The following is a 23,967-nucleotide window of genomic DNA, read 5'->3' on the forward strand; positions in this document are numbered from 1 at the left end:
GCGACGATGACCGCACCCCCGCCCCCCGGCGACAGACGCCCCCGCCACCTCCACGCAAGGGCCGCCGTCACGACGGCCGTCCTGGCCTCCCTCGCCGTCCTCGCGGCCTGCTCCGGTCCGCCCAAGAACGACAGCACCACCGGCAGGGTCAAGCTCTCGGCTTCCACACCCCCGGCCCGCGGCGAGATCGACTCCTTCACCTGGGCCGTCTACGCCGAACCGCCCACCCTCGACTACACGATGGCGTTCGACTACCCGCAGAACACCATCCTGTCCAATGTGTGCGAGAGCCTGATGCGCTGGACACCAGGGCTCACCACCCGGCCGGGCTTGGCGAAGAAGGCATCCAACCCCGACCCCCGGACCTGGGTCTACGACCTGCGCGAGGGCGTGCGCTTCCACAACGGCGAAACGATGACCGCCGACGACGCGGTGTTCAGCCTGGAGAGGCAGCGGGACCCGGACAACGCCGCCGCCTGGGCGCAGGTGTTCCAGAACGTCGCCTCCGTGAAGAAGACCGGCACGCTCCAGGTCACCGTCAAACTGAAGCAGCCCGACTCCCAGTTCCCGCAGTACATGGCGACCGCCGCGGGCGTGGTCGCCTCGAAGACCGGCGTCAGGGCGGTGGGCAAGGACTACGGAACCAGCGGTGACCTCGCCTGCACCGGGCCGTTCAAGCTCGGCGCGTGGGACAAGGGCCAGTCGATCCGACTCGACCGCTTCGACGGCTACTGGGGAAGGAAGGCCAAGGCCGAGAAGGCCGTCTTCCGGATCCTCACCGACCCGTCATCACGCACCAACGCCATGCTCAGCGGGGAGGCGGACGGCGGCTATCTGATCCCCACCGAGAGCTACGGCCGCCTGCGCGAAAGCGGCGCGGGCAAGCTGTACTTCGGCGAGGGACTGACCACGGTCAACGTCAACGTCACCAACATGAAGGGCCCGCTCGGTGACGTCCGCGTACGCCGCGCGCTGTCCCTGGCCCTGGACCGCTCCGGGTTCGTCAAGGCCGGACTCGCCGGTGCGGGCACCCCCACCACCTCGCTCACCCCGCGCGCCGCCTGGGCCGGAGCCTCCGCACACACCCGCAAGGCAGCCTTCGGCGCGCTGGCGCCCACCAAGCGGGACATCGAGCAGGCCACCAAACTCGTCAAGCAGGCCGGTGCCACCGGTAAGACGCTGACCGTCGCCACCAGTTCCATCGGCCAGGATGTCTCGCTCCTGGCCACCGCGGTCCAGGCAGCGGGCACCCAGATCGGCCTGGACATCCGCCTCAAGTCCATCGCGCCGAACGCCTTCACCGCGCTGTTCACCGACGCCGAGGCACGCCAGGGCATCGACCTGTTCCCGTACACCTCGTACCAGAACATCACCGACCCGCTCGACCTGCTGGCGAACTTCAAGACCGGCGCCTACCTGAACTTCGCCGGGTACAGCGACAAGGGCTACGACCGCCTCGTGGACCGGGCCACCGCCGTCTACGAGCCGGACAAGCGGACGCGGATCGAGGCCGAACTGCAGAAACACGCGGCCGAGCAGGTCCTGTGGATCCCCGTCGCGGAGTGGCCCACCGCGGTGTTCCTCAACAAGAGGGTCACCGGCGCCCCCACCACCATCTCGTACATGTACTACCCGTGGGCCGCCGACGTGGGGGCCGCGCAGTGAACTTCCTGAGATTCGCCGCCCGCCGGATGGCGGAGATGGCCGCGACCCTGCTCGCCGCGTCGTTCGTGGTGTTCGGCGCCATGTACCTGGCGCCGGGCAGCCCAGCGGGATTCCTGCTCTCGGGACGTTCGGCCTCGCCGGAGGCCGTCGCCTCCATCAAAGCCCAGTACCACCTGGACGATCCCTTCTTCGTCCGGTACCTCAGCTGGCTCGGCGACATGGTCCGGGGCGACTTCGGACGGTCCATCACCTACCGCACCGACGTCTCACGGCTCCTCGCCGACCGCCTGCCCACCACCCTGCTGCTCGTCGTGATGGCCCTGGTCGCGGTCGCCGTCATCGGCCTGCTCCTCGGATGCGTCGGCGCCGTACGGGGCGGTGCCACCGACTCCGCCATCCTGGTCGCCACCACGTTCGCCGTCGGCACCCCCTCCTTCGTCGCGGCCGTGCTTCTCCAGGGCCTGTTCGCCGTCAGACTCGGCTGGTTCCCCAGCAGCGGAGCCGGCGACGGCTTCGGCGACATGCTCTGGCACCTGACCCTCCCCGCGATCGCCCTCGCGCTCTATCTGATCGGCATGCTCGCCCGGGTCACCCGCTCGGCCATGCTCGAAGCCCTCGACAGCGAGCACGTCACCGTCGCCCGCAGCCGCGGCGTCCCCGAACGCCAGGTCATCCGCCGCCACGTGCTCCGCAACTCCCTGGGCACGATCCTGACCACCGGAGGCCTGATCATCTCCACGCTCCTGGTCTGCACGATCCTCGTGGAGACCGCCTTCAGCATCGGCGGCATCGGCCAGCTCCTCGAACTGTCCACCACCACCAAGGACTTCCCGACCGTCCAGGCGATCTCACTGATCATCGTCGCCCTGTTCATGGCCGTGAACCTCGTCGTCGACCTGCTCCTCCCGCTGGTCGACCCGAGGATCACACTCGGCACGAGGGGGGCCGCCGCATGACCGCCGTCCTCACCCGCCGCCCCGGCCTCGCCAAGATCCGCACCGCCGGGTCCCCGCTGTATCTGCTCTGCCTCGGCTTCGTCGCCCTCATCACCGCCGCGGCGCTCCTCGCACCGTGGGCGGTGCCCCACGACCCCAACACGGTCGACCTCGGCAACGCGCTGGCCGCTCCGTCCGCGGAGCACCTGTTCGGTGTCGACGCCGCCGGGCGCGACACCCTCTCCCGACTGCTCCTCGGTGCCCGCACCTCGCTCCTGGGGCCCCTCGGGGTCGTGGCCTTCTCCACGATCGCCGGTGTCGCGGTCGGCATGACCGCGGCCTGGCGGAGTGGCTGGCTCGACTCCGTCCTGTCACGCAGCACCGAACTCGTCTTCGCCTTCCCCGGCATGCTCCTCGCGATCCTGATCATCTCGGTCTACGGCGAAGGACTGCTCGCCCCCGTCATCGCGCTCTCCATCGCCTACCTGCCCTACGTCAGCAGGCTCACCCGCTCCCTCGTCCTGGCCGAACGCGAACGCCCCTACGTCAGCGCCTACCAGGTCCAGGGCCACTCGGCGCTCCAGATCTGCCTGCGCCACATTCTGCCCAACATCGCCCCCGTCGTCCTCGCCCAGTCCACCATCAACTTCGGCTACGCACTCATGGACCTCGCCAGCCTGTCCTTCCTGGGCCTCGGGGTACCCGCGCTCACCCCCGACTGGGGCCGCATGGTCTTCGACGGACAGACGGCCATCCAGCACGGCTACCCGCTCTCGGCGATCCTGCCCTGCGTGTTCATCGTGCTGACCGTCGTCGCCTTCAACGTGGTCGGCGAACGCTGGGCCGACCGCGTAGCCCGGAGGGACCGATGAATCCTCTGCCCGCACTCGATGTCCAAGGCCTGCGCATCACCCTGCACGGCACCGCACGTCCCGTCCTCGACGGCGTCGACCTCCACGTCGGCGCCCGCGAGACCGTCGCCCTCGTCGGCGAGTCCGGCTCGGGCAAGACCCTCACCTCGCGCAGCGCGCTGAACCTGCTGCCGCCCGGCGCCGCCGTCGAGGGCGCCGTACGCGTCAGCGGCCAGGACGTGCTCACCCTGAACGCCGCCCAGTTGCGCGCCGTGCGCACCGGCACGGTCGCCATGATCTTCCAGGACCCGCGGGCCGCCCTCAACCCGCTGCGCCGCATCGGCGATTTCCTCACCGAGAGCGTCACCCTGACCAAGAGCATGAGCCGGGCGGACGCCACCGCACGGGCCACCCAACTCCTCCAGGCCGTCGGCCTCGACGACTCAGCCCTGCACAAGTACCCCGGCCAGGTCTCCGGGGGCATGCTCCAGCGCGTCATGATCGCGGCCGCGCTGATGGGGGAGCCCGCCCTCCTCCTCGCCGACGAACCGACCACCGCCCTGGATGTCACCACCCAGGCCGAGGTCATCGCCCTCCTGGCCCGACTCCGCGAACGCTTCGGCACAGGCCTGCTGTTCGTCACCCACGACCTCGACCTCGCCGCCGTCATCAGCGACCGCGTCTACGTCATGTACGCCGGGCGGATCGTGGAAAGCGGACCGGCGAAAGCTCTCTTCGCGCGGCCCCGGCACCCCTACACCGCGGCGCTGCTTGCCTCCACGCCCCGCCTGGAAGCGCCGCAGGGCAGGCTTGCCGCCATCGAGGGCCAGCCCCCCGATCTGCGCGAGGAACTGCACGGCTGCCCGTTTGCCGCCCGCTGCCCCCTGGCCACGGAGATCTGCGGCCGGCGGGCCCCCGAGGCGCTGCCCGCCCCCGGCCTTCCGCACCACCGGGCCGCCTGCCATCACACCGACCGCCTGGAGGGGAGCCCCGTCGATGCCTGAGCACGCACTGGAGGCCGTCGGCCTGCACCGCACCTTCGGACATGTCCGCGCCGTCGACGACGTGTCCTTCACTCTGCCCGAAGGCGGATCCCTGGGCATCGTCGGTGAATCCGGGTCGGGCAAGACCACCGCCGCCCGGATCGTCGTCGGCCTGGAACGGGCCGACGCCGGGCAAGTCCTCGTACGCGGAAAGGTCCGCGGCGCGCGAAGCCGTGGCCGGGCCGAGCGCCTGGCACGGGCGCGCGAGGTCCAGATGGTCTTCCAGGACCCGTATCTCTCCCTCGATCCCCGCACCAGCGTCGAGGGGGTCCTGAGCGAAACCCTGCGCCTGCACTTCCCCGGCACGGACCACGACCGGCGCGTCAGCGAACTCCTCGACCAGGTCGGCCTGGGCACCCGCGCCGCCGAAGCACGGCCGCGGCAGCTCTCCGGCGGACAGCGCCAGCGCGTCGCCATCGCCAGGGCGCTCGCCGTGGAACCGGCCGTCCTCGTCCTGGACGAGGCGGTCGCCGCGCTCGATGTCTCCGTGCAGGCCCAGATCCTCAATCTGCTCGCCGACATCCGCGAGCAGACCCGGATCGGCTACCTCTTCATCACCCACGACCTCGGCGTGGTCCGCTGCGTCACCGACGACGTCATCGTCATGCGCACGGGCCGCATCGTCGAGTCGGGCCGCACGGCGGAGGTGCTCGCCGCGCCCCAACACCCCTATACGCGCCTGCTGCTGGAGTCCGTGCCCCGCCCCGGCTGGGACCCCGAGGCGATCGCCGCCGCCCGCCGGGCACTCTGACGCCCCGGGACGGGGCCGGACACCCGCGTCGAACGGCGCGGCATTCATGCCGCTTGCCAACCCCCACATGGCTAGAGCCAGTTGACACAGGAGGTCAACCATGAACGAGCGCACCACCGGCCGTCACGCTCGCCGGTTTCTGAACCGGCGAGCATTCCTCGCGGCGGCCGCAGCGACCGCCGCAGGGGCCGCCGTCGCAACGACCGCACAGGGATGGGCCGGCGACAACAAGGCCGCCGGTACCTTGCGGGTCCCGATCGAGGACGTCCGGCACACCCGTACGTGGATGGCGTGGCCGGACCGCACCGCGATCTGGGGCCGCGACCTGAGCGGCGTCCAGGCGAACATCGCCCTGATCGCCCGCACGATCGCGACGTATGAGCCGGTCGTCATGTGCGCCAACGCAGCGAGCGCCGCCAAGGCCCGCTCGATGTGCGGCTCCTCGGTCACTGTCATCGACTCCATCCCCGTCGACGACTGCTGGATGCGCGACACCGGCCCGGTGTTCCGCACCGACGGGGCCGGCGGCCTGGACGCCGTGGGCCTCGGCTTCAACGGGTGGGGCGACAAGCAGGCCCACGCCAGGGACGCCCGCGTCGCCGAGGGGATCGCCTCCTACGCCGAGGTGCCCTTCACCCGGGCCGACTTCGTGGGCGAGGGCGGCGCGATCGAGCAGGACGGCGCGGGCACCCTGATGGCCACCCGCAGCAGCCTGGTGAACAAGAACCGCAACCCCGGCGTGTCCGAGGGTGAACTGGAGAAGGCGATGTGCGCCGCATACGGCGCCTCCAAGGTCATCTGGTTCGACGGCGTCTACGGCCAGGACATCACCGACGATCACGTCGACGCCACGTCGCGCTTCCTGGCTCCCGGCAAGGCGCTCGTCCAGATGCCCCTGGCGTCGGACAACGACGCGTACGCGAAGGACGCGCGACAGCAGTACCAGATCCTGTCCACGTCCACGACGGCCGACGGCAGCGCGATGACGGCGGAGAAGCTCCAAGGCCCCGACTACAGCAAGATCCGCTCCACCGACGAGAACTTCCTCGCCGCGTACGCCAACTACTACCTCTGCAACGGCGCCGTCATCTCCGCCCACTTCGGCGACCGGGACGCGGACGCGGCAGCCAAGGCGACCCTGGCCCGCCTCTACCCGGACCGCGTCATCGAACAGCTCGACATCGACAGCCTGGGCACCGGAGGCGGCGGCATCCACTGCGTCACCCAGCAGCAGCCCGTGGCCTGACGGCAGCCGGCGTTCACGGCGATCCCTGAGACGCCTCCGACGGGTGGGCCTCCTGGCGCATGCCCATGACGACCACGGTGATGAGGCAGAACGCGATGAGCGACTCGGCCCACAGGAAGGCGATGTAGTCGAGGAGGGAGCCGATGGGTGGTGTGCCCGGTGCGGTGTTGCGGAAGGCCGCGAGGGCGAACAGGGTGGCGGCCATCCAGCCCAGGGCGGGCCATGTCAGGCCCTTGCGGCGGGTGATCAGGAACCAGGCCCCGATCAGTACGGCCACGGCGAGCGCCCACATGGCGGCCATCATGAACACGGCGAAGATGAGGACGCTGGTGGAGCGCTCCAGGTCGATGCCGAACACCGCGGCGCCGTCCGCCTGGTACGCGTCGACCGTGGCAGCGAAGAGCGCGTCGCTGTTCGTGAGGGTCATACGGACGGGGACGGGCTCGTCGCCCTGTACGGCACCGAATTCGAGTGCCGCCTCGTAGGCATCGAAGGGGTAGTCGGTGATCGAGCCCGCGGTGAGGGCGACGGGTACGTCCACGGTGGCGATCCGGCTGTGGGCCGGGAAGGTCAGATCGCCGCGGACCGAGGGCGAGGTCTGCAGCGTGAGGGTCCGCGTGGGGGAGATGCCGCCCGCTTCCCCCAGGCTGCCGCGTGGGGTGACCAGGACGCGCAGCACCAGCTCCCTGCCCGCCGCGTCGACACGCTGGACGGACGCGGTGATGTCCACCCGGTCCGCGGCGGAGGTGCCGCCCGCCCGGTAGCGGGTGTCCAGGGCCTGGCGCTCGCCGAACTGGAGCCAGATCCCCACGGCTGCGGCCGATGCGACGGCGAGGAGCACCAGCCCCGCGGCCAGCAATCTGGCGCGGGAAACGGGGAGGCGCCGCATCGTGACCACAGCCGTTTCGTCCGTTCCGTTCGATACGTTTTCCCGGTCAGCGAGGGCCGGTCGGGTCAGTCGACCGGCTTGCCGGGCTCGTCGTGCGTGGAGCAGTGGATGCCGCCGCCGCCGGAGGCGACGGTGTCGATGTTGACCGGCACGATGTCGCGCTTGGGGAAGTGCTCTTGGAGGATGCTCTTGGCGCGCTTGTCGGCCTTGCGGTCGCCGAACTTGGGCATGAAGACCGAGTCGTTGGCGACGTAGAAGTTGGCGTACGTCGACACGAAGTCGTCGCCCTCGCCGGTGATCTCGTACAGATCGGGCTGCGGCAGGTCGATGATTTCGAAGGGGCGGCCCTTGGCGTCGGTCGCCTCGCTGAGTACGGCTTTAGCCTGGTCGGCGGCGCGGGACCAGGAGTCGGCGGGGGTGTCGGGGTGTGCCCGGTCCAGGAGCACCACGCCGGGCGCGGTGAAGCGTACGAGGCTGTCCACGTGCGCGTCGGTGATGTCCTGGCCGCGTACGCCCTTCAGCCAGATGACCTTCTTGATGCCGAGCGTCTTCTTGATCTCGGCCTCGAGCTGGTCCCGGCTCTTCCCGCGGTTGCGGTTGTCGTTGACGATCGAGCTCTCGGTGATGAGGAGGGTGCCTTCGCCGTCGGTCTCGAAGGAGCCGCCCTCGGCGACGAAGGGGGCCTTCCGGCGGGGGAGGCCGTACTCGGCGAGCAGGGTGCGGCCGACCTTGGCGTCGTTGGTGTGGGTCTGCTTGTTGCCCCAGCCGTTGAAGTTGAGGTCGACGCCGGTGACCTTGCCGTCGTCCTCGACGAAGACGGGGACGGTGTCGCGGGCCCACAGGTCGTCGACGGCAAGCGGGATGACCTCGACGTCGCGCCCGCACGCCTTCTGGGCTGCCTTGACCTGGTCGGGCCTCGCCATCATCACGACGTACTCGTACTCGCCGATGGCGCGGGCGATGCGCGCGATGTCCTCGCGCACGTAGCGGAGGTCCTCTGCCCATACGGATTCCAGCGCGGGCCAGGACATGAACGTGCGCGCGTGGCTCTCCCACTCAGCGCCCATGCGCAGCCCCTTCGCCGCCGTGTCCTCGTTGCCGGACGCGTTCATCAGATCGTCTCCGGGGCCGCAGGCCGATGCGCCCAGGACGACGGCGCCGATTCCGCCGAGGGTGCGCAGGGCCGAGCGGCGGGTGGGAAGGAGTGGGGGCACGGTGAGCTCCGATCGTGGTGGGGTCAACGTATTCGTCCGCATGGCGTGACGCCCGACGGGCGCGGCGACGGAGTGACGCGGTCACGGGCGCCGAGCGTCACGGGTGCGATGCGGAGGAAACCGGTCGGTGACTCGACTCTGGCACAAACTGAAAATTCAGTCAAAGATGGGGTGGGCGCGCACCTGCCGGCTTCGGCTTTGCGGCGGTGCTGCTGGCGAGGCCGGTTCGAAGGTCACATTGACTGAAACTTTAGTTAGCGCCACGATCGTCTCCCAGGGGCGGGCCCGCGCCCCGGCCCCTCACGCCGAAAGAGTCACCGCATGCCCACTCAGCCTCCCGGGGCGCAGTCCGCCCACGCCCTCCTGTCGGCCGACGACCCCCGCGAGATCGGCGGCTACCGACTGCACGCCCGGCTCGGCGCCGGCGGGATGGGGATCGTGTACCTGGCCCATACGCCGGGTGGGCGGCCCATCGCTTTGAAGGCGGTGCGCGGAGAGTTCGCCGCCGATCCGGAATTCCGTCGGCGTTTCGCCGACGAGGTGGCGAGCGCCCGGAGCATCCATGGCCTGTTCACCGCCCAGGTGGTGGATTCGGGCGTGGATGCTCCCACGCCGTGGCTGGCCACCGCGTACGTACCCGGGCCTTCCCTGCAACAGGTGGTCGAGCGCCATGGCCCGCTGCCGACGAGCACGGTGCTGCTGCTGGTGGCCGGCATCGCCGAAGCGCTCCAGGCCATTCACCGGGCCGGGGTCGTACACCGCGACCTCAAGCCCGCCAACGTTCTGATCGCCGAGGACGGCCCCCGCGTCATCGACTTCGGCATCGCCCGCGCCGCCGACGCCACCGGCCTGACGGGCACCGGGCTGCGCATCGGTACCGCCGCCTACATGGCGCCGGAGCAGGCGCAGGGCCTCTCGGTGACCCCGGCGACCGACGTCTTCGCCCTCGGCTCGCTCGCCGCGTACGTGGCCGGGGGAGTGCTCCCCTTCGGGGGCGGGCCCGAGTCCGGCGCGCTGTACCGGGTGGTCCACGAGGAGCCGGATCTCTCCATGGTTCCGGGGGATCTGTACGACCTGCTGCGGTGCTGTCTGGCCAAGCGGCCCGGAGAACGGCCGGTCCCCGGCGAGCTGATCGACGCCGTGCGTGCCCATCCCGTCGTAGGTGCACGGCTGGAGTTCACCGACGGCTGGCTGCCGCGCGGGGTCAGCAGCGACATCGCGGCCCACGGCGAACCGCCGGGGGTCGGCGGCTACGGCACAGGCGGGCACCTCGCCCCCGAACAGGTCCACGCCCAGCCCACACGTGCGGCGGTCCCGACACCCACCGCCCCAGCCCTCCCGACTCCCGACAACACGGGCGACCGAACCGCTCCCGCCCCGCGCCGGGCCCGCGGCCGGCGCCGATGGCCGGTTGCCGTACTGACGCTGGCGCTGCTCGCAGGCCTGGGCGCAACGGCGTACTACGTCCACGACCACCGCCAGAGCACAGCGGCCGACACTTCCTCCGGTGCCTCTGCCCGCCCGCACACACCCGAGTCGAAGCCGTCCTCGCCGTCCTCCTCGGATTCCGCGTCGTCCTCCGCCTCGCCCGATCCCGTGTACGTGCCGGACTACGCGGATGCCGAACTCACCGTGCCGGACCCCGACTACGAGTTCGATCTCGCGGCCGGAAAGGTCGTCCCGGTGGAGACCGCCGACTGGTATCTGGAGGTGGCCGACGGCGAGTTCGTCCTTCCCGAGGACAGCGACGCGTTCGTCGCCGCCGGATACGTGCTGAGCCCCGCCGACTGCGTACGGGGCATCGAGCGGGAGCCGGTCACCGAGCTTCCCTACGACGAGCTGGCCGACGAACGCCCCTTCTGCGTCCGCAGCCCGGACGGGAAGAGCATCGTGATCGTGCGGCTGCTCGAGGCGGTACCGGGGGAGGGGCCGGTCACGGTCGTGATGAGCCGCCACCGCGAAGGCGGCTGACGGTGGGGGCGTCGAGAACGGTCAGCGCGTACGGCCGCGGGGCTTGAGCGGGGTCACCGGCAGGGCGGGTGCGGGCAACGGCGAGCCGTCGTAGCCGTGGACCGTCCCGAAACGCTCACCTGACATCCAGGCCGCACGCCCCTCGGTGATCTCCTCCTGCGTGCGTCCGATGAGGTTCCATCACATCATGATCTTCTCTTCGAACGGTTCTCCTCCGATCAGCATCAGCCCGGCGTTGCTGAGGGCGCGCAGCGGTAGTTCGGAGCGTCCGGAGCCCAGGTAGAGCATGGCGCCGGGTTCGAGACGTACCCCGTCGACCTCGGTGGCCCCGGACATCGTCAGGACGGCGTACTCGAAGTCCGGCTCCACGGGCAGCCGTACGTCCGCGCCTTCGGTGAGCGTGAGGTCCGCGCCGACCAGCGGCGTATACGTGCTGCCCGGCGAAACGGCGCCGTCGAGTGCGCCCAGGATGACGGTGGCCGTCAGCCCGGGGGCGGTGACGATCGGCAGGTCGGTGTGGTGTTCGAAGGCGGGCGCGGTGTGCCGGTGGGCGTCGGGCAGCGCGACCCACAGTTGAGCGCCATGGAGCAGCCGGGGATGGGGCACGGTGCTCTGCTCGGAATGCGCGATACCCCGTCCCGACGTCATCAGGCCGAGCTGGCGAGGGTGCAGGACCTGCGTGCTGCCGACGCTGTCGCGGTGCAGAATCTCGCCCTCGTGCAGCCAACTCACCGTCTGCAGGCCCATGTGCGGGTGGGGCGGCATCTGCATGCCGGGCTCGTCGGCAATGTCGTCAGGACCGTAGTGGTCGACGAAACACCAGGCGCCCACCATCCGTCGCCCCAGGTTCGGCAGCAGCCTGCGCACGACCGTACTGCCCAGGCTCGCCTCACGCGGGTTCAGCAGCTCCCTGACGGGCCGCGCGGACACATCGGCGCGGCCTCCGCACTCACGGAGGTTGGGCTGGAGGTCGGTGTCACTCATGACGTCTGCGTCCCTTCTGTCGCGGCGGGCCGCCGCGGTACGGAGTTGTGCCGCCGCGGGCGCTCGGGCGCGGGCACGATGCACGTCACCCCGTACCGCGCGCGTGACGGGTGTCCGGTCGGCGATCTCCAGCAGCCGCGCCTGCTTCAGCTGGGGGAGGAGTCAAAGCCCGAACCGGGCCCGTTGCTCCTGCGGCACCAGGTCGGCGTAGTCGGAGTGCTTGGTGATCCAGCCGCGGATGAAGGGGCAGAAGGGAAGCACCCCGAGTCCTTGCTCCCTGGCCGTACCGAGGGCCGCGCGGGCGAGTACGCCGCCGAGGCCCCTGCCTTCGAACCGCGGATCTATCTCCGTGTGAATGAAGGCGATCTCGTCCTGGTACCGGTGGTACTCGGTGAAGCCGGCGAGTTCGTCGCCGTCGAAGACCTCGAAACGCGATCGGTCGGGATTGTCCGCCACGCGGGATTCCATCGCTCCTCCTCGGGATGGTCACTGCGCCGCCGTTCCTCCACGCGAGGAGGAGGCTTCGGCGGCAAGACAACCATCAGGGTAGTTGACAAGTCAACCGAAGCGGCGGAGGTGGTCGCGAGGTGCCTGATCTGCCTGCTGGGCACCGGGTCACGCAGGTCGGGACCGCTCACCGTCGGCGCCAAGTTCCCCAGTCACGTTGCTCAGTTGACGACTCGACGACCTTGCCTTACGGTCACTGGTGATACGTTAACTACCTTCGCAGTCTTCCCCTGGGGGCGTGGGTAGCGAGGCGGCCGGAACCGGTCGAGATCCGGAGCGGTCAGTCAGGCTGCTTCTTCATGTGCTCGAGGACGCGGTTCGAGATCCGGCCGAGCGCATCCAGCTCTTCCTGGGTGAGCGCATCGATGAACAGTCGGCGGACGTGCGCGACGTGCATGGGCGCGGCGTCTTCAATCGCCTTGTAACCGGCCGGGGTTGCGACGATAAACGCTCCGCGTCCGTCGTCGGGGCACTCTTCCCTGTCCACAAGGCCGCGCTTCATCATCCGCCTGACCTGGTGGGACATGCGGCTCTTCTCCCACTCCACCATTTTCGCCAGGTCCAGGAAGCGCATCCGTCCGCCGCCCCGCTCGGTAAGACTCACCAGCACGATGTAGTCGGCGGCGGACATCTGTGAGTCGGCCTGGACTCGGCGGGAGAGCCGCCCGATGAGCGTCTCCTGCATGCGGATGAAGCTGTCCCAGGCGGCCTTCTGCTCCGAGGTCAGCCAGCGAGGCGTTGCGTTCATCGATGGAGTGTAGCGAAAACGTTGACAGCTCATCTATCTCGTTGACGCGCTTCTCGCGGTCTCGCGGTCTCGCGGCCTGCCGACCGCCTGTCTGCGCCGCGTTGGGTGTGTCAGGGCGACTCCGCCATCTGTTCCGCGTAAGTCGCCGCGCCAAGCGGCCAGTTGAGCCTCCGAACGGCCTGGGGCGGGCAGGCCTCGGCATCTAGTTGACGCGTCAACCTGACGACCCTAATGTAGGTGACACGTCATCCAGTCGGGCCTGAGGGGGGCCTCTACCGCTGCGGCGAACCGCCACTGATGCGAAGGCCGCGCCAGGTAGTGAGGCCGCGTCAACCGATGGGGCGTGTTGTTCGGCCGACTCGGCCTTGGGGGTGCCGACGAGGACATGTGCGGCTGTTTCGCCGGCGTCGAGATCGACGGTGTCCCGTTTGTCCCCGCAGACACGAAGCACCCGGAGAGGGATCTCATGAGCAATGAAGCGAAGTCCGGCCTGCAGGCACTGCTGACGCCCGAGGAGAGCGTCGTCGTCCTGATCGACCACCAGCCCTTCCAGTTCGCCAACTTGCACAGCCACGAGCCCACGATGGTCGTGAACAACGCTGTCGGACTCGCCAAGGCCGCCAAGGTGTTCGACGTACCGACCATCCTGACGACCGTCCTGGAAGAGCGCGGCGGCAACCTCATCAAGGGCTTGCAGGATGTGTTCCCGGAGCAGAAGCCGATCAACAGGACGTTCATCAATACCTGGGAGGACGAGCGCGTCGTCGATGCCGTCAAGGCGACCGGGCGCAAGAAGCTGATCATCGCCGGCCTCTGGACGGAGATCTGTGTCGCGATGCCGGCGATACAGGCGGCGGGCGAGGGCTTCGAGGTCTTTGCCGTCACCGATGCCTCGGGCGGTGCCTCGAAAGAAGCCCATGACATGGCCGTGCGGCGCATGGTCCAGGCGGGCGTGGTGCCGATCACCTGGATGGCCGTGCTGGGGGAGTGGCAGCGCGACTGGGCCCGTGAGAAGACCGTGCCGGGCGTCTCCGAGGTCCAGGCGGAGCACGGTGGTGCCAGCGGTGTGGCCTTCGCATGGGAGATGCAGCTCTTGGCCACGCCTGCCGGAAGCGAGGCCTGACACCGCCCCCGCGCGGCACCGACGGGCAGTGGGGAGTGCTTTGTCGCTGACCGGTCCGCTCGCGGGACAACACCCGGTCGGCCCGTCTCGCTCATGAGATCCGGCGGGAAGACATCAACAGTCGGGGCGGCCCGCTCGGCCACCCCGACTGTTGATGTCAGGTGCCCTTCTCCGTGCTGCGGGCGACAGCGATGTTCCGGGCGGCGGTCGGCCGGAACCCGGAAAGTTGATGCTTCAACCAAGTAGGGCTAATGTGCAACCAGGCCCACGCCGAGCCCGTATGGAGGACACATGGCAGTCGTAGTGAGTGACGTTCCCGAAGCCAATCGGTACGAGGCCCGGGTCGACGGAGAGTCCAAGGTCGCGGGCGTCGCGGAGTACATCCGTACGACGGAACTCGTCGCGTTCGTCCATACCGAGGTCTCGCCGGAGCGCGAGGGCAGGGGCGTGGGTTCGGCGCTGGCCCGCACCGCCCTCGACGGGGCGCGCGCCGCGAACCTGCGGGTGCTGGCCACCTGCCCGTTCTTCGCGGGGTGGATCGCCCGCCACCCCGAGTACGAGGACCTGCTGTACCAGTCCCGCAGCAAGGTCAGCGACTGAATCACGCAGGTCCGACAACAAGCATGAAACCCGGGGGAATTGATCCTCCGGGCCTCGACGCCCACAGCGACCCGGAAAGGGACGAGCACATGGGGTACATCACCGTAGGGAACGAAAACAGCACGCAGGTCGAGCTCTACTACGAGGATCAGGGCGCAGGCCAGCCCGTCGTCCTCATTCACGGATACCCGCTGAACGGCCACAGCTGGGAGCGGCAGACGCGACATCTCCTTGCCGCCGGATACCGCGTCATCACCTACGACCGTCGTGGCTTCGGCAAGTCGTCGAAGGTGAACTCCGGTTATGACTACGACACCTTCGCCGCGGACCTGAACACCGTCCTGGAGACGCTCGACCTGCGCGACGTCGTCCTGGTGGGCTTCTCGATGGGTACGGGCGAGCTCGCCCGTTACGTCTCGCAGTTCGGACATGACAGGGTCGCCAAGCTCGCGTTCCTGGCCTCGCTGGAGCCCTTCCTCGTCGCCCGGGACGACAACCCCGAGGGTGTGCCGCAGAAGGTCTTCGACGGAATCGAGGCAGCGGCGAAGGACGATCGGTACGCCTGGTACACGCAGTTCTTCTCGGACTTCTACAACCTCGAGGACAACCTCGGCAATCGGATCAGCCAGGAAGCCGTCACCGCGAGCTGGAACGTGGCGACGTCAAGTGCCCCCGTCGCGGCCTACGCGGTCGTTTCCGCGTGGATCGAAGACTTCCGCGCCGACGTCGAAGCGGTCCGCGACAGCGGCAAGCCCGTCCTGATCCTGCACGGCACGGCCGACAAGATTCTGCCCATCGACGCTACCGCCCGCCGCTTTCGACGGGCCGTGCCCGAGGCGCAGTACGTGGAGATCGAGGGCGCCCCGCACGGGTTGCTCTGGACGCACGCGGATGAGGTCAACTCGGCCCTGCGCTCCTTCCTCGGCTAGCAGGACACCATCGGCAGGCAGGCGGAGCTCCCCACCCCGTGAGGGTGGGGAGAGCGTCAACCACTGTCCCGGCCGGCCGCCAGACGCCGGCGCCACCACCGATCGGACCGCCACGGGCGTCGGTCGGCGAATGGGTCGGGCAGGGTGCGCGCCCGGTACGTGTCGTCCAGCCGGGCCACGTGCCGCCGCAGCTCGCCGCGGGCGCGGGCCGGCAGCTGCTGCAGGACGTCCGCGAGTACGTCGCGCGCGTGTCGCACGTCGTCGAAGGAGCAACCGCGGCAACAACACTGCGAGTTCTGCGGATACCGGGGCTTACGCCCTGGTGGTTCAAGGAACGAGCGATACCGCCGCAATGCCCGGTCGGTGGCACCGGGGTAGACGTAGTAGTCGCCCGAGAGCTTCTCCACCCGGTCTATCGTCGCGCTGGTACGAGCCGAGAGCCCGTGGATCCGGTCCGGCGGCGGGTCCGTCCGGGCACGCCAACCTAGCTGTTCGGCGCGTAGAGCGCCGGGCCGTCTACGCGGCATCTGCCTTTCGGTATGCAGTCATGGCCGACATCATGCCAGCCCTCCCGCCCTGGCAGCCAGGAGTCACGGACAGTCCTTGGACGAGGAGGCCCGCACGCGATCGTGTGCGGGCCTCACTCTGATCAAGCGTCAGTCAGGCGGCTACCGGCTTGCGTGGTCAGAGCTTGTAACCGCCGCTCGCCTCAATCACCTGAGCCGTCACCCAGCGCCCCTCCTCGGAGGCCAGGAAGGCCACCACTGCGGTGATGTCGGCAGTTTCGCCGAAGCGTCCCAGTGCCGTGTCCGCTTCGATGGCCGCAGTCATGTCGGCGTTCTCGCGGACGGCGGCGTTCATGTCGGTTCGTACCCAGCCGGGCGCCACCGCGTTGACCGTGATGTCGCGCGGCCCCAACTCCATGGCGAGCGCATGGGTCAGGTTGTTGATGCCTGCCTTCGCCATGGAGTAGATGGGGACCGCCTGCATCGGCCGCCAGCCTGCCGCGGAGGAGACGTTCACGATCCGTCCGCCATCGGAGAGGCGGCTCAGTGCTGATTGCACGACAAAGAAGGGGGCGCGGGCATGCACGGCGAACATGGTGTCCCAGCTGTCCGGCGTGGCGTCCGCGATGCCGCCCCATCCTGAGTTTCCCGCGTTATTGACCAGCAGGTTCAGGGCTGTTGTTCCCTGGCGCCGACTGAGTTCGGCGTCGAGTCGAGTGAACAAGTCCGGGATGGACTGTGCGTCGGTGAGGTCCGCGCGGAGCGCGAAAGCGCTGCCGCCGGCCTGCTCGATAGCCGCGACCGTCTCGTCGGCGCCGTGCTTGCTCGCGTTGTAGGTGAGCGCGACGGTCGCGCCGTCCTTCGCGAGACGTTCGGCTATCGCGCGTCCGATGCCCCGCGATCCTCCGGTGACGAGGGCGGTCTTTCCAGCAAGCGGCCGTGACATTCAAAGCTCCTTGGCAGATGAGGGAGTCGTGGTTGCAGGGCGCCGCGCTTGGCTGCGCTGCCCTTTCCCTCACTGTGCAGGGCCAGTCGAGTACGTTCCATAACGTATGGTCCGAAGATCATTACTGATCGTCCAGGCTGCTGCGTGCTGCTGTCGCCGACGCGGTCATGGCCGTCTGCCCGGGGTTCGATCGGGGTCTGCCTCAACCCGCCGATGCCTGCTGGAGCGACTTTTCCCGGAAGTGCCGGGGCGACAGGCCGACCACGCGCCGGAATGCCGTACTGAAGGCGCTCTCGGACTCGTAGCCTGTCGCCGCGGCGAGCTCCGTGATGGAGCGGGTGTCGCTGCGCAGGGCATCCCGGGCCAGGCTCATCCGCCATTCGATCAGGTAGGTGAGCGGGGCTGTGCCGACCTTGGCCTTGAACGACGCGGCAAACGCCGACCGTGACATGTGGCTGATCGCAGCGAGTTCGTCGAGCGTCCAGCGCCGGGCCACGTCCGCGTGCATCGCCCGCAGCGCCGCCCCGACGCCGTCTTCCACCAGGGCCCCGAGCCAGCCGCCGGGCCGTTCGGTCTGGTCGGCGTGCACCCGCAGCATGTGAACAAGGATCACTTGCGCAAGGTGCTCCAGCACGAGGGATCGCCCGACGCCGGCCGACTCCATCTCGGCGACCGTGAGCGCGGAGAGATTGGTGAGGAGTGCTCCGCGCGGGTCGCCGGCCCGGACCAGTACGACGGGCGGAAGTACGTCGAACAGCACCGAGGTGTTGGTCTGCTCGAACACGAAGTCGATGCAGCACACGTAGGTGTCCTCGTCGGCCTCGGCTCCGATGCGCACCTGCCCGCCGTCCTCGCCCTCCTGGACGGCGGCGGCATCGTGCGGTGCCACATCGAGCGCGCTGGCCAGGGTGTAGGCCGGCGGGTTGTTCAGCAGGAAGAAGTCCCCCTTGCGCAGGAGTACCGGCTCGCATCCGGCGAGGTCGATCCAGCACTCGCCCTCGAGCACGACGCCCAGCTTCACGTACGAGTAGGGATCGAAGCGCACTGCCCACGGTGAGGCGGCGTGTACCGGTGCCGCAACGACCTTCTGTGTGCGCAGCAGTTTCAGGACGTCGACGATCGGATCGCCGGAGCCGACACCTGCACCTCGCGTGGACGATGGGTAATGTTTATCGGGCTTCACATTATTCATCTTACTGTCTCGCGTTCCTGTGGTTCACTCAGATCCGCGATGCGGCCAGGCGCAGGCGCACCGGGTGCCGGGTGGCGGCACCCGGTGCGCCAGGGCACTACTTCTGGACGGTGTTCGCGCTCGCCTGGTCCATGAAGATGGCGACGTGGGCCGGGGGCATGCCGGCGAGCGTGCCCCCGACGGGCGACGGCCGCTCCGCGCCGTCGATCATCTTGCGGGCCGCGTCACGGGAGAGGGGCGGGACCGGGTGGCTGAGGTAGGCGCTCTTCTCCTCGTCCGCGGTCAGCCCGTCCGGGACGGTGGGGGCGTACGGCCAGAAGTAGATGGGGGTGTCGGGCTCGATGCGCCAGCTCTCGGCAAGCGGGCCGGCATCGACCACGTCATAGCCGACTGCTTCCAGGAACTGCGTCACGGTCTTCTTGGCGGCGGCGTCGTTGCCGGCGATGGGCATGGTCGTCCGTGCGGGATCGCCCTGGGGGCGGGCATTGGAGTACATGTGGTTCCAATCCAGGTTGTGCAGCCCTTTGACGACCAGGGAGTCCTTGAGGTGCCGCTGCACGAGCTCGCTCGAGGTGAGCTCGCCGTTGTCGAGCTCCGTGTTGCGCCAGAACTCGGGGTAGTAGTTCGTCTGGTCGATGACCACCTTTCCGGCGAGCTTGTCGGCCGGCAGCGCCTCGAAGTTCGCCAGGGGGAGGGGCAGGGCGACGATGTCACCGGCCGCGATCGCCTCGTCGACGGTTCCGGCGCGTGCGAGCGGGCCGAGCTCCTGAATGAGTTGCGCGATGGTCTCCGGGCCGCGTGAGTTGCTGAGCACGACGTGGTAGCCCGCGTCGACGGCCAGGCGGGCCACCGCGCCGCCGACCAGGCCGGAGCCGATAATTCCGATGGTCTGTGTCATCACCGATATCTCTCTCGTCAGGGTGGGGGTCCGCTGCAAGGTGTCAGGCGTCCCACGGACTTGGACCCACGAGCCGATATTCGGCCTGCCTGCGCAGGTGCACCAGGCGCCGCTGTCCCTGGTACTCCCGGTACCACCCGGCTCCTGACGCCGCGGCGCATACTGGAGCCATGAGCACCCCTACTGAGCTGGGCACCGCCCTGCGCGCCTGGCGAGAGGCCATCGGCCCGGCCGACGTGGGCCTGCCGGTCACGGCCAATCGCCGGGTCCCGGGTCTGCGACGCGAGGAACTGGCCGTCATGGCCGGCATCTCGGTCGACTACCTCGTGCAGCTCGAACAGGGCCGTGCCGGGAACCCGTCGCCCCAGGTGCTCGGGGCCTTCGCGCAGACGCTGCGGTTGAATGCCGTGGATCGCGAGCTTCTCTACCGGCTGGCCGGTTCGGTGGTCCCTCCGTCGGGTTCGGTGCCACGTGAGGTGCCGCCCGGCGTGCAGCGCATGATCGACCGGATGAGCGACACCCCGCTGGCCGTCTTCACCGCGGCCTGGGACGTCGTGCAGACGAACGCGCTGTGGGGCGAGCTGTTCGGCGGTCCTGTCGAGCTCGGTGCCCGGCGGGCCAATCTGATCTGGGGCCATTTCGCCGCCCCGACTCCCGCCGGGGCATCGCGCATCGAACGCGACGCCGCGCACGCCGACGCGTTCGAACGCATGATGGTGTCCGACCTGCGGCGGGCTGCCGACCGCTACCCGGACGACCGCGCCGTCATCGAACTGATCGGCGGACTTCGCGAGGCCAATCCGCGCTTCGCCGACCTCTGGACCCGCTACGAGACGGTGCCGATCGGGCGCTCGCGCAAAACGGTCGTCCACGCCGAGCTTGGCGAGATCATCCTGGACTGCGACATCCTGACCATCGAACGTGCCGACCTGCACATCGTGCTGAACTGGGCCGCTCCCGACACCGGCGCCGCCGAGAAACTTGCCGTGCTGCGCGATCGGGTGGCCGCAGCGGCACACTGATCAGCCAGTACTGCCGGGAACGGATCATGTGCGGGCCTGCGGGGTAGCCTCGCCGTATGGTCAACATCAACTTCAGCTCTTCGGTCGGTGTCTGGTGGACCAGCGATCGGTGGCCGATCGCCGACGTGATCGCCCGGGCACGCGAGATGGAGCAACTCGGGTACGGCTCGCTGTTCTACGGCGAGGCCGGAGGCAAGGAGGCCCTGACCCAGGCCGCCGCTCTGCTGGGCGGTACCGAGCGGCTGGTGGTCGGGACGGGCATCGCAAACATCCACGCCCGCAGCGCTCCGGCCAGCGAAGCGGGCGCCCGTACGCTGGGGGCGCTGCATCCGGGCCGGTTCGTGCTCGGGCTGGGCGTCAGCCACGCTCCGCTGGTGGAGCATAGCTATGCGGGCTATTATGAGAAGCCGTTGAGCACCATGCGGGAGTACTTGCGGGTCATGGACGCGGTGCCGGACGAGATCGAGCCGGGAGGAGCGCGCCCGGCCCGGCTGCTGGCCGCGCTGGGCCCGAAGATGATCGAGCTGTCCGCCACGGCCGCCGACGGGGCGCACCCCTACCTGGTGACCCCGGAGCAGACCGCGAGGACGCGCGAACGGGTGGGGACCGGCAAGTGGGTCGTCAGCGAGCAGGCCGTCGCACTCACCACCGACCGTGAAGAGGGTCTGCGGCGGGCACACCAGCACCTGCACATGTACTCGCAGCTGCCGAACTACCGCAATTCCTGGCTGCGTCAGGGCTTCGACGAGTCCGACGTGGTTGTGGGCGGCTCGGACAAGCTGGCCGACGGCATGGTCGCCATCGGTGACACACAGGAACTGGCCGCGCGGGTGCAGCAGCACCTGGACGCGGGCGCCGACCACGTGCTCGTACAGGTGCTGGGCGAGGATGCCTCGTCCGACCCGATGCCCACGCTGCGCGAACTCGCTCCGGCCCTCAAGCTGAGCAGCACATAGCCGGGCGCGGCGGCGCCCGTCTCAGCGGGCGTCGTGGGCCCCCGGTGCGCCCGGGACGTGGCGGTCGCCGCCGTTGCGGTCCTGCCACAGGCGGTATACGTCCACGGCGCTCTCGCGCGGCTCGTGGCGCATCGGCAGCCGGCGTTCGTTCCAGGGCTTGGCGTACTCGTCGTAGAACGTGCTCAGTTCGAAGTACTTGCGGTCGTCGACGTAGTGCGGCTCGTAGGCCTCGCGGGTCGTGACGAAGACGACCTCGTCGGGGGAGCAGTAGTAGAGGGCGCCCAGGCACATGGGGCACGGCTGCGCCAGTACGTAGATGGTGGTGCCCGTCAGGTGTTCGGTGCCGAGCTGCACGCACGCGTCGCGGATGGCCAGCACTTCGGCGTGGGCGGTGGGGTCGTGGGTCTGGGCGACCTGGTTGGCGCGCTCGGCGATGATCTCGCCGTCCCTGACGATGACGGTGGCGAAGGGGCGGCCGCCCTCCTGGACGTTGGTGCGGGCCAGGTCGATCGTGCGCTGGACGAAGTCCACGGGGTGCCTCCGGGTCGGATCATTTCGGCTGCTTTTGGATCTTTAGCCAGTGTGGCGGAGCTGCAGCTATAGCGTCCAAGACGTACTGCCCATGCCACGTATAGATGCGATCTATACCCGGCGTTACGCTCGCGGTATGGCTCCCGTGGAACTGCGCCACCTGCGCTACCTCCTCGCCGTCGTCGAGTACGGCACCTTCACCGGCGCTGCCGAGGCGCTGCACGTCTCGCAGCCGACGCTCTCGCAGCAGATCCGGGCGCTGGAGCGGACCGTCGGACTGCCGCTGCTCGACCGGGCCGGGCGCACCGTGCGGCCCACCGACGCGGGCGAGGTGTACGCCGACCACGCGCGCCGGGCGCTGCGCGAGATCACCGCGGCCGAACGGGCCGTGCAGGACGTGGCAGACCTCTCGCGCGGGCAGCTGCGGCTCGGGGTCACGCCCACCTTCACCGCCTATCTCGTCGGACCGCTCATGGGCGCCCTGCATGCCCGGCATCCCGGGCTCGACCTGAGTGTCCGGGAGGCGACGCAGGAGCGGATCGGGGCGGCGCTGATCGCTGACGAGCTGGACGCGGGGATCGGCTTCGCCGGTGACTGCGTGCCCGGCACGGCGGCCGAGCCGCTGTTCACCGAGACGCTCGCCCTGGTCACGGGCGGCGGAGCCGGTGTCGGGGCCGCGCCGCTGCCGGTCGCCGAGCTGGCCGGACGGGACCTGGCGCTGCTCGCCGGCGACTTCGCGACCCGCGCCCGCATCGACGCCTACTTCGCCGCCGAGGGTGTCGCGCCGCGGGTGGCCGTCGAGGCGGACTCGGCGCTGGCGCTCCTTGAGATCGTGCGGGGCGGAGCGCTGGCCACCGTACTGCCCACCGCCGTGGCCCTGGACCGGCCGGGACTGGCGCAGGTGCCGCTGCGGCCGCCGCTGCCGCACCGCACGGCCGCGCTGCTTACCCGCTCCGGCGGCCACCGCTCGGCGGCCGTGCACGCCTTCGTGGCCCTGCTGCGGGCGCAGGTGACCGAGCGGGGCCTGCCGCCCGCCGGACCGGGGGAGGAGTGAGGCCGTCCCTGGGTCCGGTGCGCCGGCTGCCGGACAACGGGTCGTAGCGCCGGAAGAGATCAGGCCCGGGGCGCGGCGACATCCATGTTCTTCGCCCGCATGTCCTTGCTGTCGAGCAGCTTTCGGCAGATGGCCTTGCCCAGGCCGGGCATGCGCATCAGCTGTCTCATCCCGGCGCGTACGGCCAGCTCTTTGCGGTCCAGCGGGGTGAACATCCGCCGCCCGCTGACCAGCGCGCTGTCCTGCTGGGCCCGGATGAAGGGCCGCATCCGGGCTTCCCAGGCCCGCAGCGCGCCGTTCACCTCGCCGGGGTGGCGTTGCAGCATGGTGCCCAGCAGCTCCCCGCCCGCGATTCCGGCGGACACGCCCATGCCGGAGTACAGCGTCATGCACCAGGCGGCATCACCGGTCAGGACGACTCGGCCGCTGTGCCAGCTGGGCATCTTCACCTGCTGCACCGAGTCGAACAAGGCGTCAGGGGCCTGCGCGTAGCGGTCGAGCAGGCCCTCCAGGAGCGGGCCGGTCGGTTCCGGTCCGAAGGCGGCGCGGATGGACTCGACGGGCGGTCGGCCGAACTCGGCGTCGACGTCTCGGGTGCGGTAGGAGAACAGCAGGCTCGGCGGCCGGTCGGCGAAGGGAAAGGCCCATGCCGAACGCCCCGGCTCGGCCAGGATGAGCCCCTCGGACGGCCCGAATCCATCGACCGGCCTGTCCAGGAGCGTGACGCCGATCATGTAGTTGAGGGGGTGGAGATCGTATTGATGGGCGAAGGCCAGTCTCCGCACGGTGGAGCGCATGCCGTCGGCGCCCACGACGAGGTCGAAGCGTTCGTCGACCGACGTGTCGGCCGCGGTGTCGCGCAGCGAGACGTGTGCGCCGGACGCGTCCTGGGTGATGCGGGTGGGCACGGTTGCGTAGCGGATCTCCACGTCCTCGGGCAGCGCGGCGAACAGCCCCTGCTCCACGTCGCCGCGCAGCAGCGGGCGGGGGCCACCGGCCAGAGAGCCGAGATTCACCCGGGGACGGCGGTTCCCGCCGCGGTCCACGTCGTACAGGGCGATCTCCGGGCCGCCGCGGTCGCCGATGTGCTCCAGCACGCCCAGCCGCCGTGCCGAGGCGATGCCCGAACCGAACAGGGCGATGTAGTAGCCGCCCTCGCGCCGGGCGGGTGCCCGCTCGACCACGACGGGCTCCCATCCGATCTGCCGGAGGCGCACCGCGGTGGCGATGCCCGCTATCCCCAGGCCGACCACCAGTGCCCGGCCTCCCTTTGCTGCATTCGACATGGCAGTTCCTTCTCCTTGGCTTGCATGGAACGTCGGCCCGGCGCGAACGGCGGCACGCGGTGCCGCAGGTGCCGCCGCGCACAATGTGCTGCATGTGCCGCCGTGCGATCAGAGCGTCAA

The 23,967-nt window shown here is 69.6% G+C and carries 23 protein-coding genes and 1 pseudogene; 13 read left to right on the plus strand and 11 right to left on the minus strand.

All coding sequences use genetic code 11. From position 1 onward, the window contains the following. The first annotated feature begins 6 nt into the window (after positions 1-6). The 6 genes from ABZ906_RS20200 to ABZ906_RS20225 all read left to right on the plus strand — a co-directional run bounded on the left by ABZ906_RS20200 (position 7) and on the right by ABZ906_RS20225 (position 6,491). Entirely contained in the window at positions 7-1,665 is a 1,659-nt protein-coding gene (locus ABZ906_RS20200) for an ABC transporter substrate-binding protein (protein WP_361384231.1), read from the plus strand. Beyond that, on the plus strand, positions 1,662-2,621 hold the full coding sequence (locus ABZ906_RS20205; protein WP_361384234.1) for an ABC transporter permease: 960 nt from the start codon (positions 1,662-1,664) through the stop codon (positions 2,619-2,621). Before ABZ906_RS20200 ends, ABZ906_RS20205 begins: the two co-directional genes overlap by 4 nt. Further along, positions 2,618-3,472 carry an ABC transporter permease gene (locus tag ABZ906_RS20210; RefSeq protein ID WP_361384237.1) on the plus strand — a complete coding sequence of 285 codons (855 nt, stop codon included), beginning with the start codon at positions 2,618-2,620 and terminating at the stop codon, positions 3,470-3,472. The genes ABZ906_RS20205 and ABZ906_RS20210 overlap by 4 nt, the downstream gene beginning before the upstream one ends. Further along, positions 3,469-4,455 (plus strand): ABC transporter ATP-binding protein, encoded by a 987-nt coding sequence (locus ABZ906_RS20215; protein ID WP_361384240.1) that lies wholly within the window; start codon positions 3,469-3,471, stop codon positions 4,453-4,455. Before ABZ906_RS20210 ends, ABZ906_RS20215 begins: the two co-directional genes overlap by 4 nt. Next, the gene (locus tag ABZ906_RS20220) at positions 4,448-5,245 is read left to right on the plus strand and encodes an ABC transporter ATP-binding protein (RefSeq protein WP_361384243.1); all 798 of its coding nucleotides are present in this window, start codon (positions 4,448-4,450) and stop codon (positions 5,243-5,245) included. Before ABZ906_RS20215 ends, ABZ906_RS20220 begins: the two co-directional genes overlap by 8 nt. Before the next feature lie 100 nt (positions 5,246-5,345). After that, positions 5,346-6,491 carry an agmatine deiminase family protein gene (locus ABZ906_RS20225; protein ID WP_361384246.1) on the plus strand — a complete coding sequence of 382 codons (1,146 nt, stop codon included), beginning with the start codon at positions 5,346-5,348 and terminating at the stop codon, positions 6,489-6,491. 13 nt (positions 6,492-6,504) lie between these two features. Here ABZ906_RS20225 and ABZ906_RS20230 read toward each other — a convergent pair whose 3' ends face one another. Together ABZ906_RS20230 and ABZ906_RS20235 are read right to left on the minus strand one after the other, a co-directional pair. After that, complete coding sequence (locus tag ABZ906_RS20230; protein WP_361384859.1) at positions 6,505-7,380, minus strand: DUF4436 domain-containing protein; 876 nt, start codon at positions 7,378-7,380, stop codon at positions 6,505-6,507. Between the two features lie 65 nt (positions 7,381-7,445). After that, positions 7,446-8,594 carry an agmatine deiminase family protein gene (locus tag ABZ906_RS20235; RefSeq protein WP_361384249.1) on the minus strand — a complete coding sequence of 383 codons (1,149 nt, stop codon included), beginning with the start codon at positions 8,592-8,594 and terminating at the stop codon, positions 7,446-7,448. A gap of 321 nt (positions 8,595-8,915) precedes the next feature. Between ABZ906_RS20235 and ABZ906_RS20240 the strand changes: the two genes are divergently transcribed. Continuing rightward, positions 8,916-10,565 carry a serine/threonine-protein kinase gene (locus ABZ906_RS20240; protein WP_361384252.1) on the plus strand — a complete coding sequence of 550 codons (1,650 nt, stop codon included), beginning with the start codon at positions 8,916-8,918 and terminating at the stop codon, positions 10,563-10,565. 21 nt (positions 10,566-10,586) lie between these two features. Here ABZ906_RS20240 and ABZ906_RS20245 read toward each other — a convergent pair. The 3 genes and pseudogenes from ABZ906_RS20245 to ABZ906_RS20255 all read right to left on the minus strand — a co-directional run bounded on the left by ABZ906_RS20245 (position 10,587) and on the right by ABZ906_RS20255 (position 12,804). Next, positions 10,587-11,549: pseudogene (locus ABZ906_RS20245) on the minus strand (pirin family protein). A gap of 162 nt (positions 11,550-11,711) precedes the next feature. Continuing rightward, on the minus strand, positions 11,712-12,017 hold the full coding sequence (locus ABZ906_RS20250) for a GNAT family N-acetyltransferase (RefSeq protein ID WP_361187132.1): 306 nt from the start codon (positions 12,015-12,017) through the stop codon (positions 11,712-11,714). Positions 12,018-12,336: 319 nt separating this feature from the next. Further along, positions 12,337-12,804 (minus strand): MarR family winged helix-turn-helix transcriptional regulator, encoded by a 468-nt coding sequence (locus ABZ906_RS20255; protein WP_361384255.1) that lies wholly within the window; start codon positions 12,802-12,804, stop codon positions 12,337-12,339. Positions 12,805-13,270: 466 nt separating this feature from the next. On the opposite strand from ABZ906_RS20255, the gene ABZ906_RS20260 reads away from it, so the two are divergent. The 3 genes from ABZ906_RS20260 to ABZ906_RS20270 all read left to right on the plus strand — a co-directional run bounded on the left by ABZ906_RS20260 (position 13,271) and on the right by ABZ906_RS20270 (position 15,456). Next, positions 13,271-13,927: a hydrolase gene (locus ABZ906_RS20260; protein ID WP_361384862.1), complete on the plus strand. Its 657-nt coding sequence runs from the start codon at positions 13,271-13,273 to the stop codon at positions 13,925-13,927. Between the two features lie 291 nt (positions 13,928-14,218). Further along, positions 14,219-14,527 carry a GNAT family N-acetyltransferase gene (locus tag ABZ906_RS20265; RefSeq protein ID WP_361384258.1) on the plus strand — a complete coding sequence of 103 codons (309 nt, stop codon included), beginning with the start codon at positions 14,219-14,221 and terminating at the stop codon, positions 14,525-14,527. Between the two features lie 89 nt (positions 14,528-14,616). Further along, the gene (locus ABZ906_RS20270) at positions 14,617-15,456 is read left to right on the plus strand and encodes an alpha/beta hydrolase (RefSeq protein ID WP_361187122.1); all 840 of its coding nucleotides are present in this window, start codon (positions 14,617-14,619) and stop codon (positions 15,454-15,456) included. A 56-nt stretch (positions 15,457-15,512) separates the two neighbouring features. Here ABZ906_RS20270 and ABZ906_RS20275 read toward each other — a convergent pair whose 3' ends face one another. The 4 genes from ABZ906_RS20275 to ABZ906_RS20290 form a co-directional block, all read right to left on the minus strand. After that, complete coding sequence (locus ABZ906_RS20275; protein WP_361384261.1) at positions 15,513-15,713, minus strand: hypothetical protein; 201 nt, start codon at positions 15,711-15,713, stop codon at positions 15,513-15,515. A gap of 427 nt (positions 15,714-16,140) precedes the next feature. After that, positions 16,141-16,908: an SDR family oxidoreductase gene (locus tag ABZ906_RS20280; RefSeq protein WP_361384264.1), complete on the minus strand. Its 768-nt coding sequence runs from the start codon at positions 16,906-16,908 to the stop codon at positions 16,141-16,143. 202 nt (positions 16,909-17,110) lie between these two features. Next, positions 17,111-18,100, minus strand: coding sequence for an AraC family transcriptional regulator (locus tag ABZ906_RS20285; RefSeq protein ID WP_361384267.1), 990 nt, complete (start codon positions 18,098-18,100; stop codon positions 17,111-17,113). A 97-nt stretch (positions 18,101-18,197) separates the two neighbouring features. Continuing rightward, a complete protein-coding gene (locus ABZ906_RS20290) occupies positions 18,198-18,998 on the minus strand; it encodes an NADPH-dependent F420 reductase (protein WP_361187111.1) in 801 nt (266 codons plus the stop codon). Between the two features lie 170 nt (positions 18,999-19,168). Between ABZ906_RS20290 and ABZ906_RS20295 the strand changes: the two genes are divergently transcribed. Together ABZ906_RS20295 and ABZ906_RS20300 are read left to right on the plus strand one after the other, a co-directional pair. Then, positions 19,169-20,020, plus strand: coding sequence for a helix-turn-helix transcriptional regulator (locus ABZ906_RS20295; RefSeq protein ID WP_361384269.1), 852 nt, complete (start codon positions 19,169-19,171; stop codon positions 20,018-20,020). Between the two features lie 56 nt (positions 20,021-20,076). Beyond that, complete coding sequence (locus tag ABZ906_RS20300) at positions 20,077-20,976, plus strand: LLM class F420-dependent oxidoreductase (RefSeq protein ID WP_361384272.1); 900 nt, start codon at positions 20,077-20,079, stop codon at positions 20,974-20,976. A gap of 21 nt (positions 20,977-20,997) precedes the next feature. Here ABZ906_RS20300 and ABZ906_RS20305 read toward each other — a convergent pair whose 3' ends face one another. Further along, the gene (locus ABZ906_RS20305) at positions 20,998-21,507 is read right to left on the minus strand and encodes a nucleoside deaminase (RefSeq protein ID WP_361187104.1); all 510 of its coding nucleotides are present in this window, start codon (positions 21,505-21,507) and stop codon (positions 20,998-21,000) included. A 136-nt stretch (positions 21,508-21,643) separates the two neighbouring features. Here ABZ906_RS20305 and cynR point away from each other — a divergent pair, with 136 nt between their 5' ends. Beyond that, positions 21,644-22,561 (plus strand): transcriptional regulator CynR, encoded by a 918-nt coding sequence (cynR, locus tag ABZ906_RS20310; protein WP_361384275.1) that lies wholly within the window; start codon positions 21,644-21,646, stop codon positions 22,559-22,561. 59 nt (positions 22,562-22,620) lie between these two features. Here cynR and ABZ906_RS20315 read toward each other — a convergent pair whose 3' ends face one another. Next, complete coding sequence (locus tag ABZ906_RS20315; RefSeq protein WP_361384278.1) at positions 22,621-23,847, minus strand: FAD-dependent monooxygenase; 1,227 nt, start codon at positions 23,845-23,847, stop codon at positions 22,621-22,623. Between the last annotated feature and the right edge of the window lie 120 nt (positions 23,848-23,967).

Source organism: Streptomyces sp. NPDC046925, from assembly GCF_040644915.1.
Taxonomy (GTDB): Bacteria; Actinomycetota; Actinomycetes; order Streptomycetales; family Streptomycetaceae; genus Streptomyces.

What these genes read in the sequence shown, in the direction of transcription:
- ABZ906_RS20200 (WP_361384231.1), top strand. Translation starts at nt 7, where the DNA reads ATGACCGCACCCCCGCCCCCCGGCGACAGACGCCCCCGCCACCTCCAC.
- ABZ906_RS20250 (WP_361187132.1), bottom strand. Translation starts at nt 12,017, where the DNA reads ATGGAATCCCGCGTGGCGGACAATCCCGACCGATCGCGTTTCGAGGTC.
- ABZ906_RS20285 (WP_361384267.1), bottom strand. Translation starts at nt 18,100, where the DNA reads ATGAATAATGTGAAGCCCGATAAACATTACCCATCGTCCACGCGAGGT.
- ABZ906_RS20260 (WP_361384862.1), top strand. Translation starts at nt 13,271, where the DNA reads ATGAGCAATGAAGCGAAGTCCGGCCTGCAGGCACTGCTGACGCCCGAG.
- ABZ906_RS20210 (WP_361384237.1), top strand. Translation starts at nt 2,618, where the DNA reads ATGACCGCCGTCCTCACCCGCCGCCCCGGCCTCGCCAAGATCCGCACC.
- ABZ906_RS20230 (WP_361384859.1), bottom strand. Translation starts at nt 7,380, where the DNA reads ATGCGGCGCCTCCCCGTTTCCCGCGCCAGATTGCTGGCCGCGGGGCTG.
- cynR (WP_361384275.1), top strand. Translation starts at nt 21,644, where the DNA reads ATGGCTCCCGTGGAACTGCGCCACCTGCGCTACCTCCTCGCCGTCGTC.
- ABZ906_RS20300 (WP_361384272.1), top strand. Translation starts at nt 20,077, where the DNA reads ATGGTCAACATCAACTTCAGCTCTTCGGTCGGTGTCTGGTGGACCAGC.
- ABZ906_RS20220 (WP_361384243.1), top strand. Translation starts at nt 4,448, where the DNA reads ATGCCTGAGCACGCACTGGAGGCCGTCGGCCTGCACCGCACCTTCGGA.
- ABZ906_RS20225 (WP_361384246.1), top strand. Translation starts at nt 5,346, where the DNA reads ATGAACGAGCGCACCACCGGCCGTCACGCTCGCCGGTTTCTGAACCGG.
- ABZ906_RS20255 (WP_361384255.1), bottom strand. Translation starts at nt 12,804, where the DNA reads ATGAACGCAACGCCTCGCTGGCTGACCTCGGAGCAGAAGGCCGCCTGG.
- ABZ906_RS20280 (WP_361384264.1), bottom strand. Translation starts at nt 16,908, where the DNA reads ATGTCACGGCCGCTTGCTGGAAAGACCGCCCTCGTCACCGGAGGATCG.
- ABZ906_RS20240 (WP_361384252.1), top strand. Translation starts at nt 8,916, where the DNA reads ATGCCCACTCAGCCTCCCGGGGCGCAGTCCGCCCACGCCCTCCTGTCG.
- ABZ906_RS20215 (WP_361384240.1), top strand. Translation starts at nt 3,469, where the DNA reads ATGAATCCTCTGCCCGCACTCGATGTCCAAGGCCTGCGCATCACCCTG.
- ABZ906_RS20270 (WP_361187122.1), top strand. Translation starts at nt 14,617, where the DNA reads ATGGGGTACATCACCGTAGGGAACGAAAACAGCACGCAGGTCGAGCTC.
- ABZ906_RS20265 (WP_361384258.1), top strand. Translation starts at nt 14,219, where the DNA reads ATGGCAGTCGTAGTGAGTGACGTTCCCGAAGCCAATCGGTACGAGGCC.
- ABZ906_RS20315 (WP_361384278.1), bottom strand. Translation starts at nt 23,847, where the DNA reads ATGTCGAATGCAGCAAAGGGAGGCCGGGCACTGGTGGTCGGCCTGGGG.
- ABZ906_RS20290 (WP_361187111.1), bottom strand. Translation starts at nt 18,998, where the DNA reads ATGACACAGACCATCGGAATTATCGGCTCCGGCCTGGTCGGCGGCGCG.
- ABZ906_RS20295 (WP_361384269.1), top strand. Translation starts at nt 19,169, where the DNA reads ATGAGCACCCCTACTGAGCTGGGCACCGCCCTGCGCGCCTGGCGAGAG.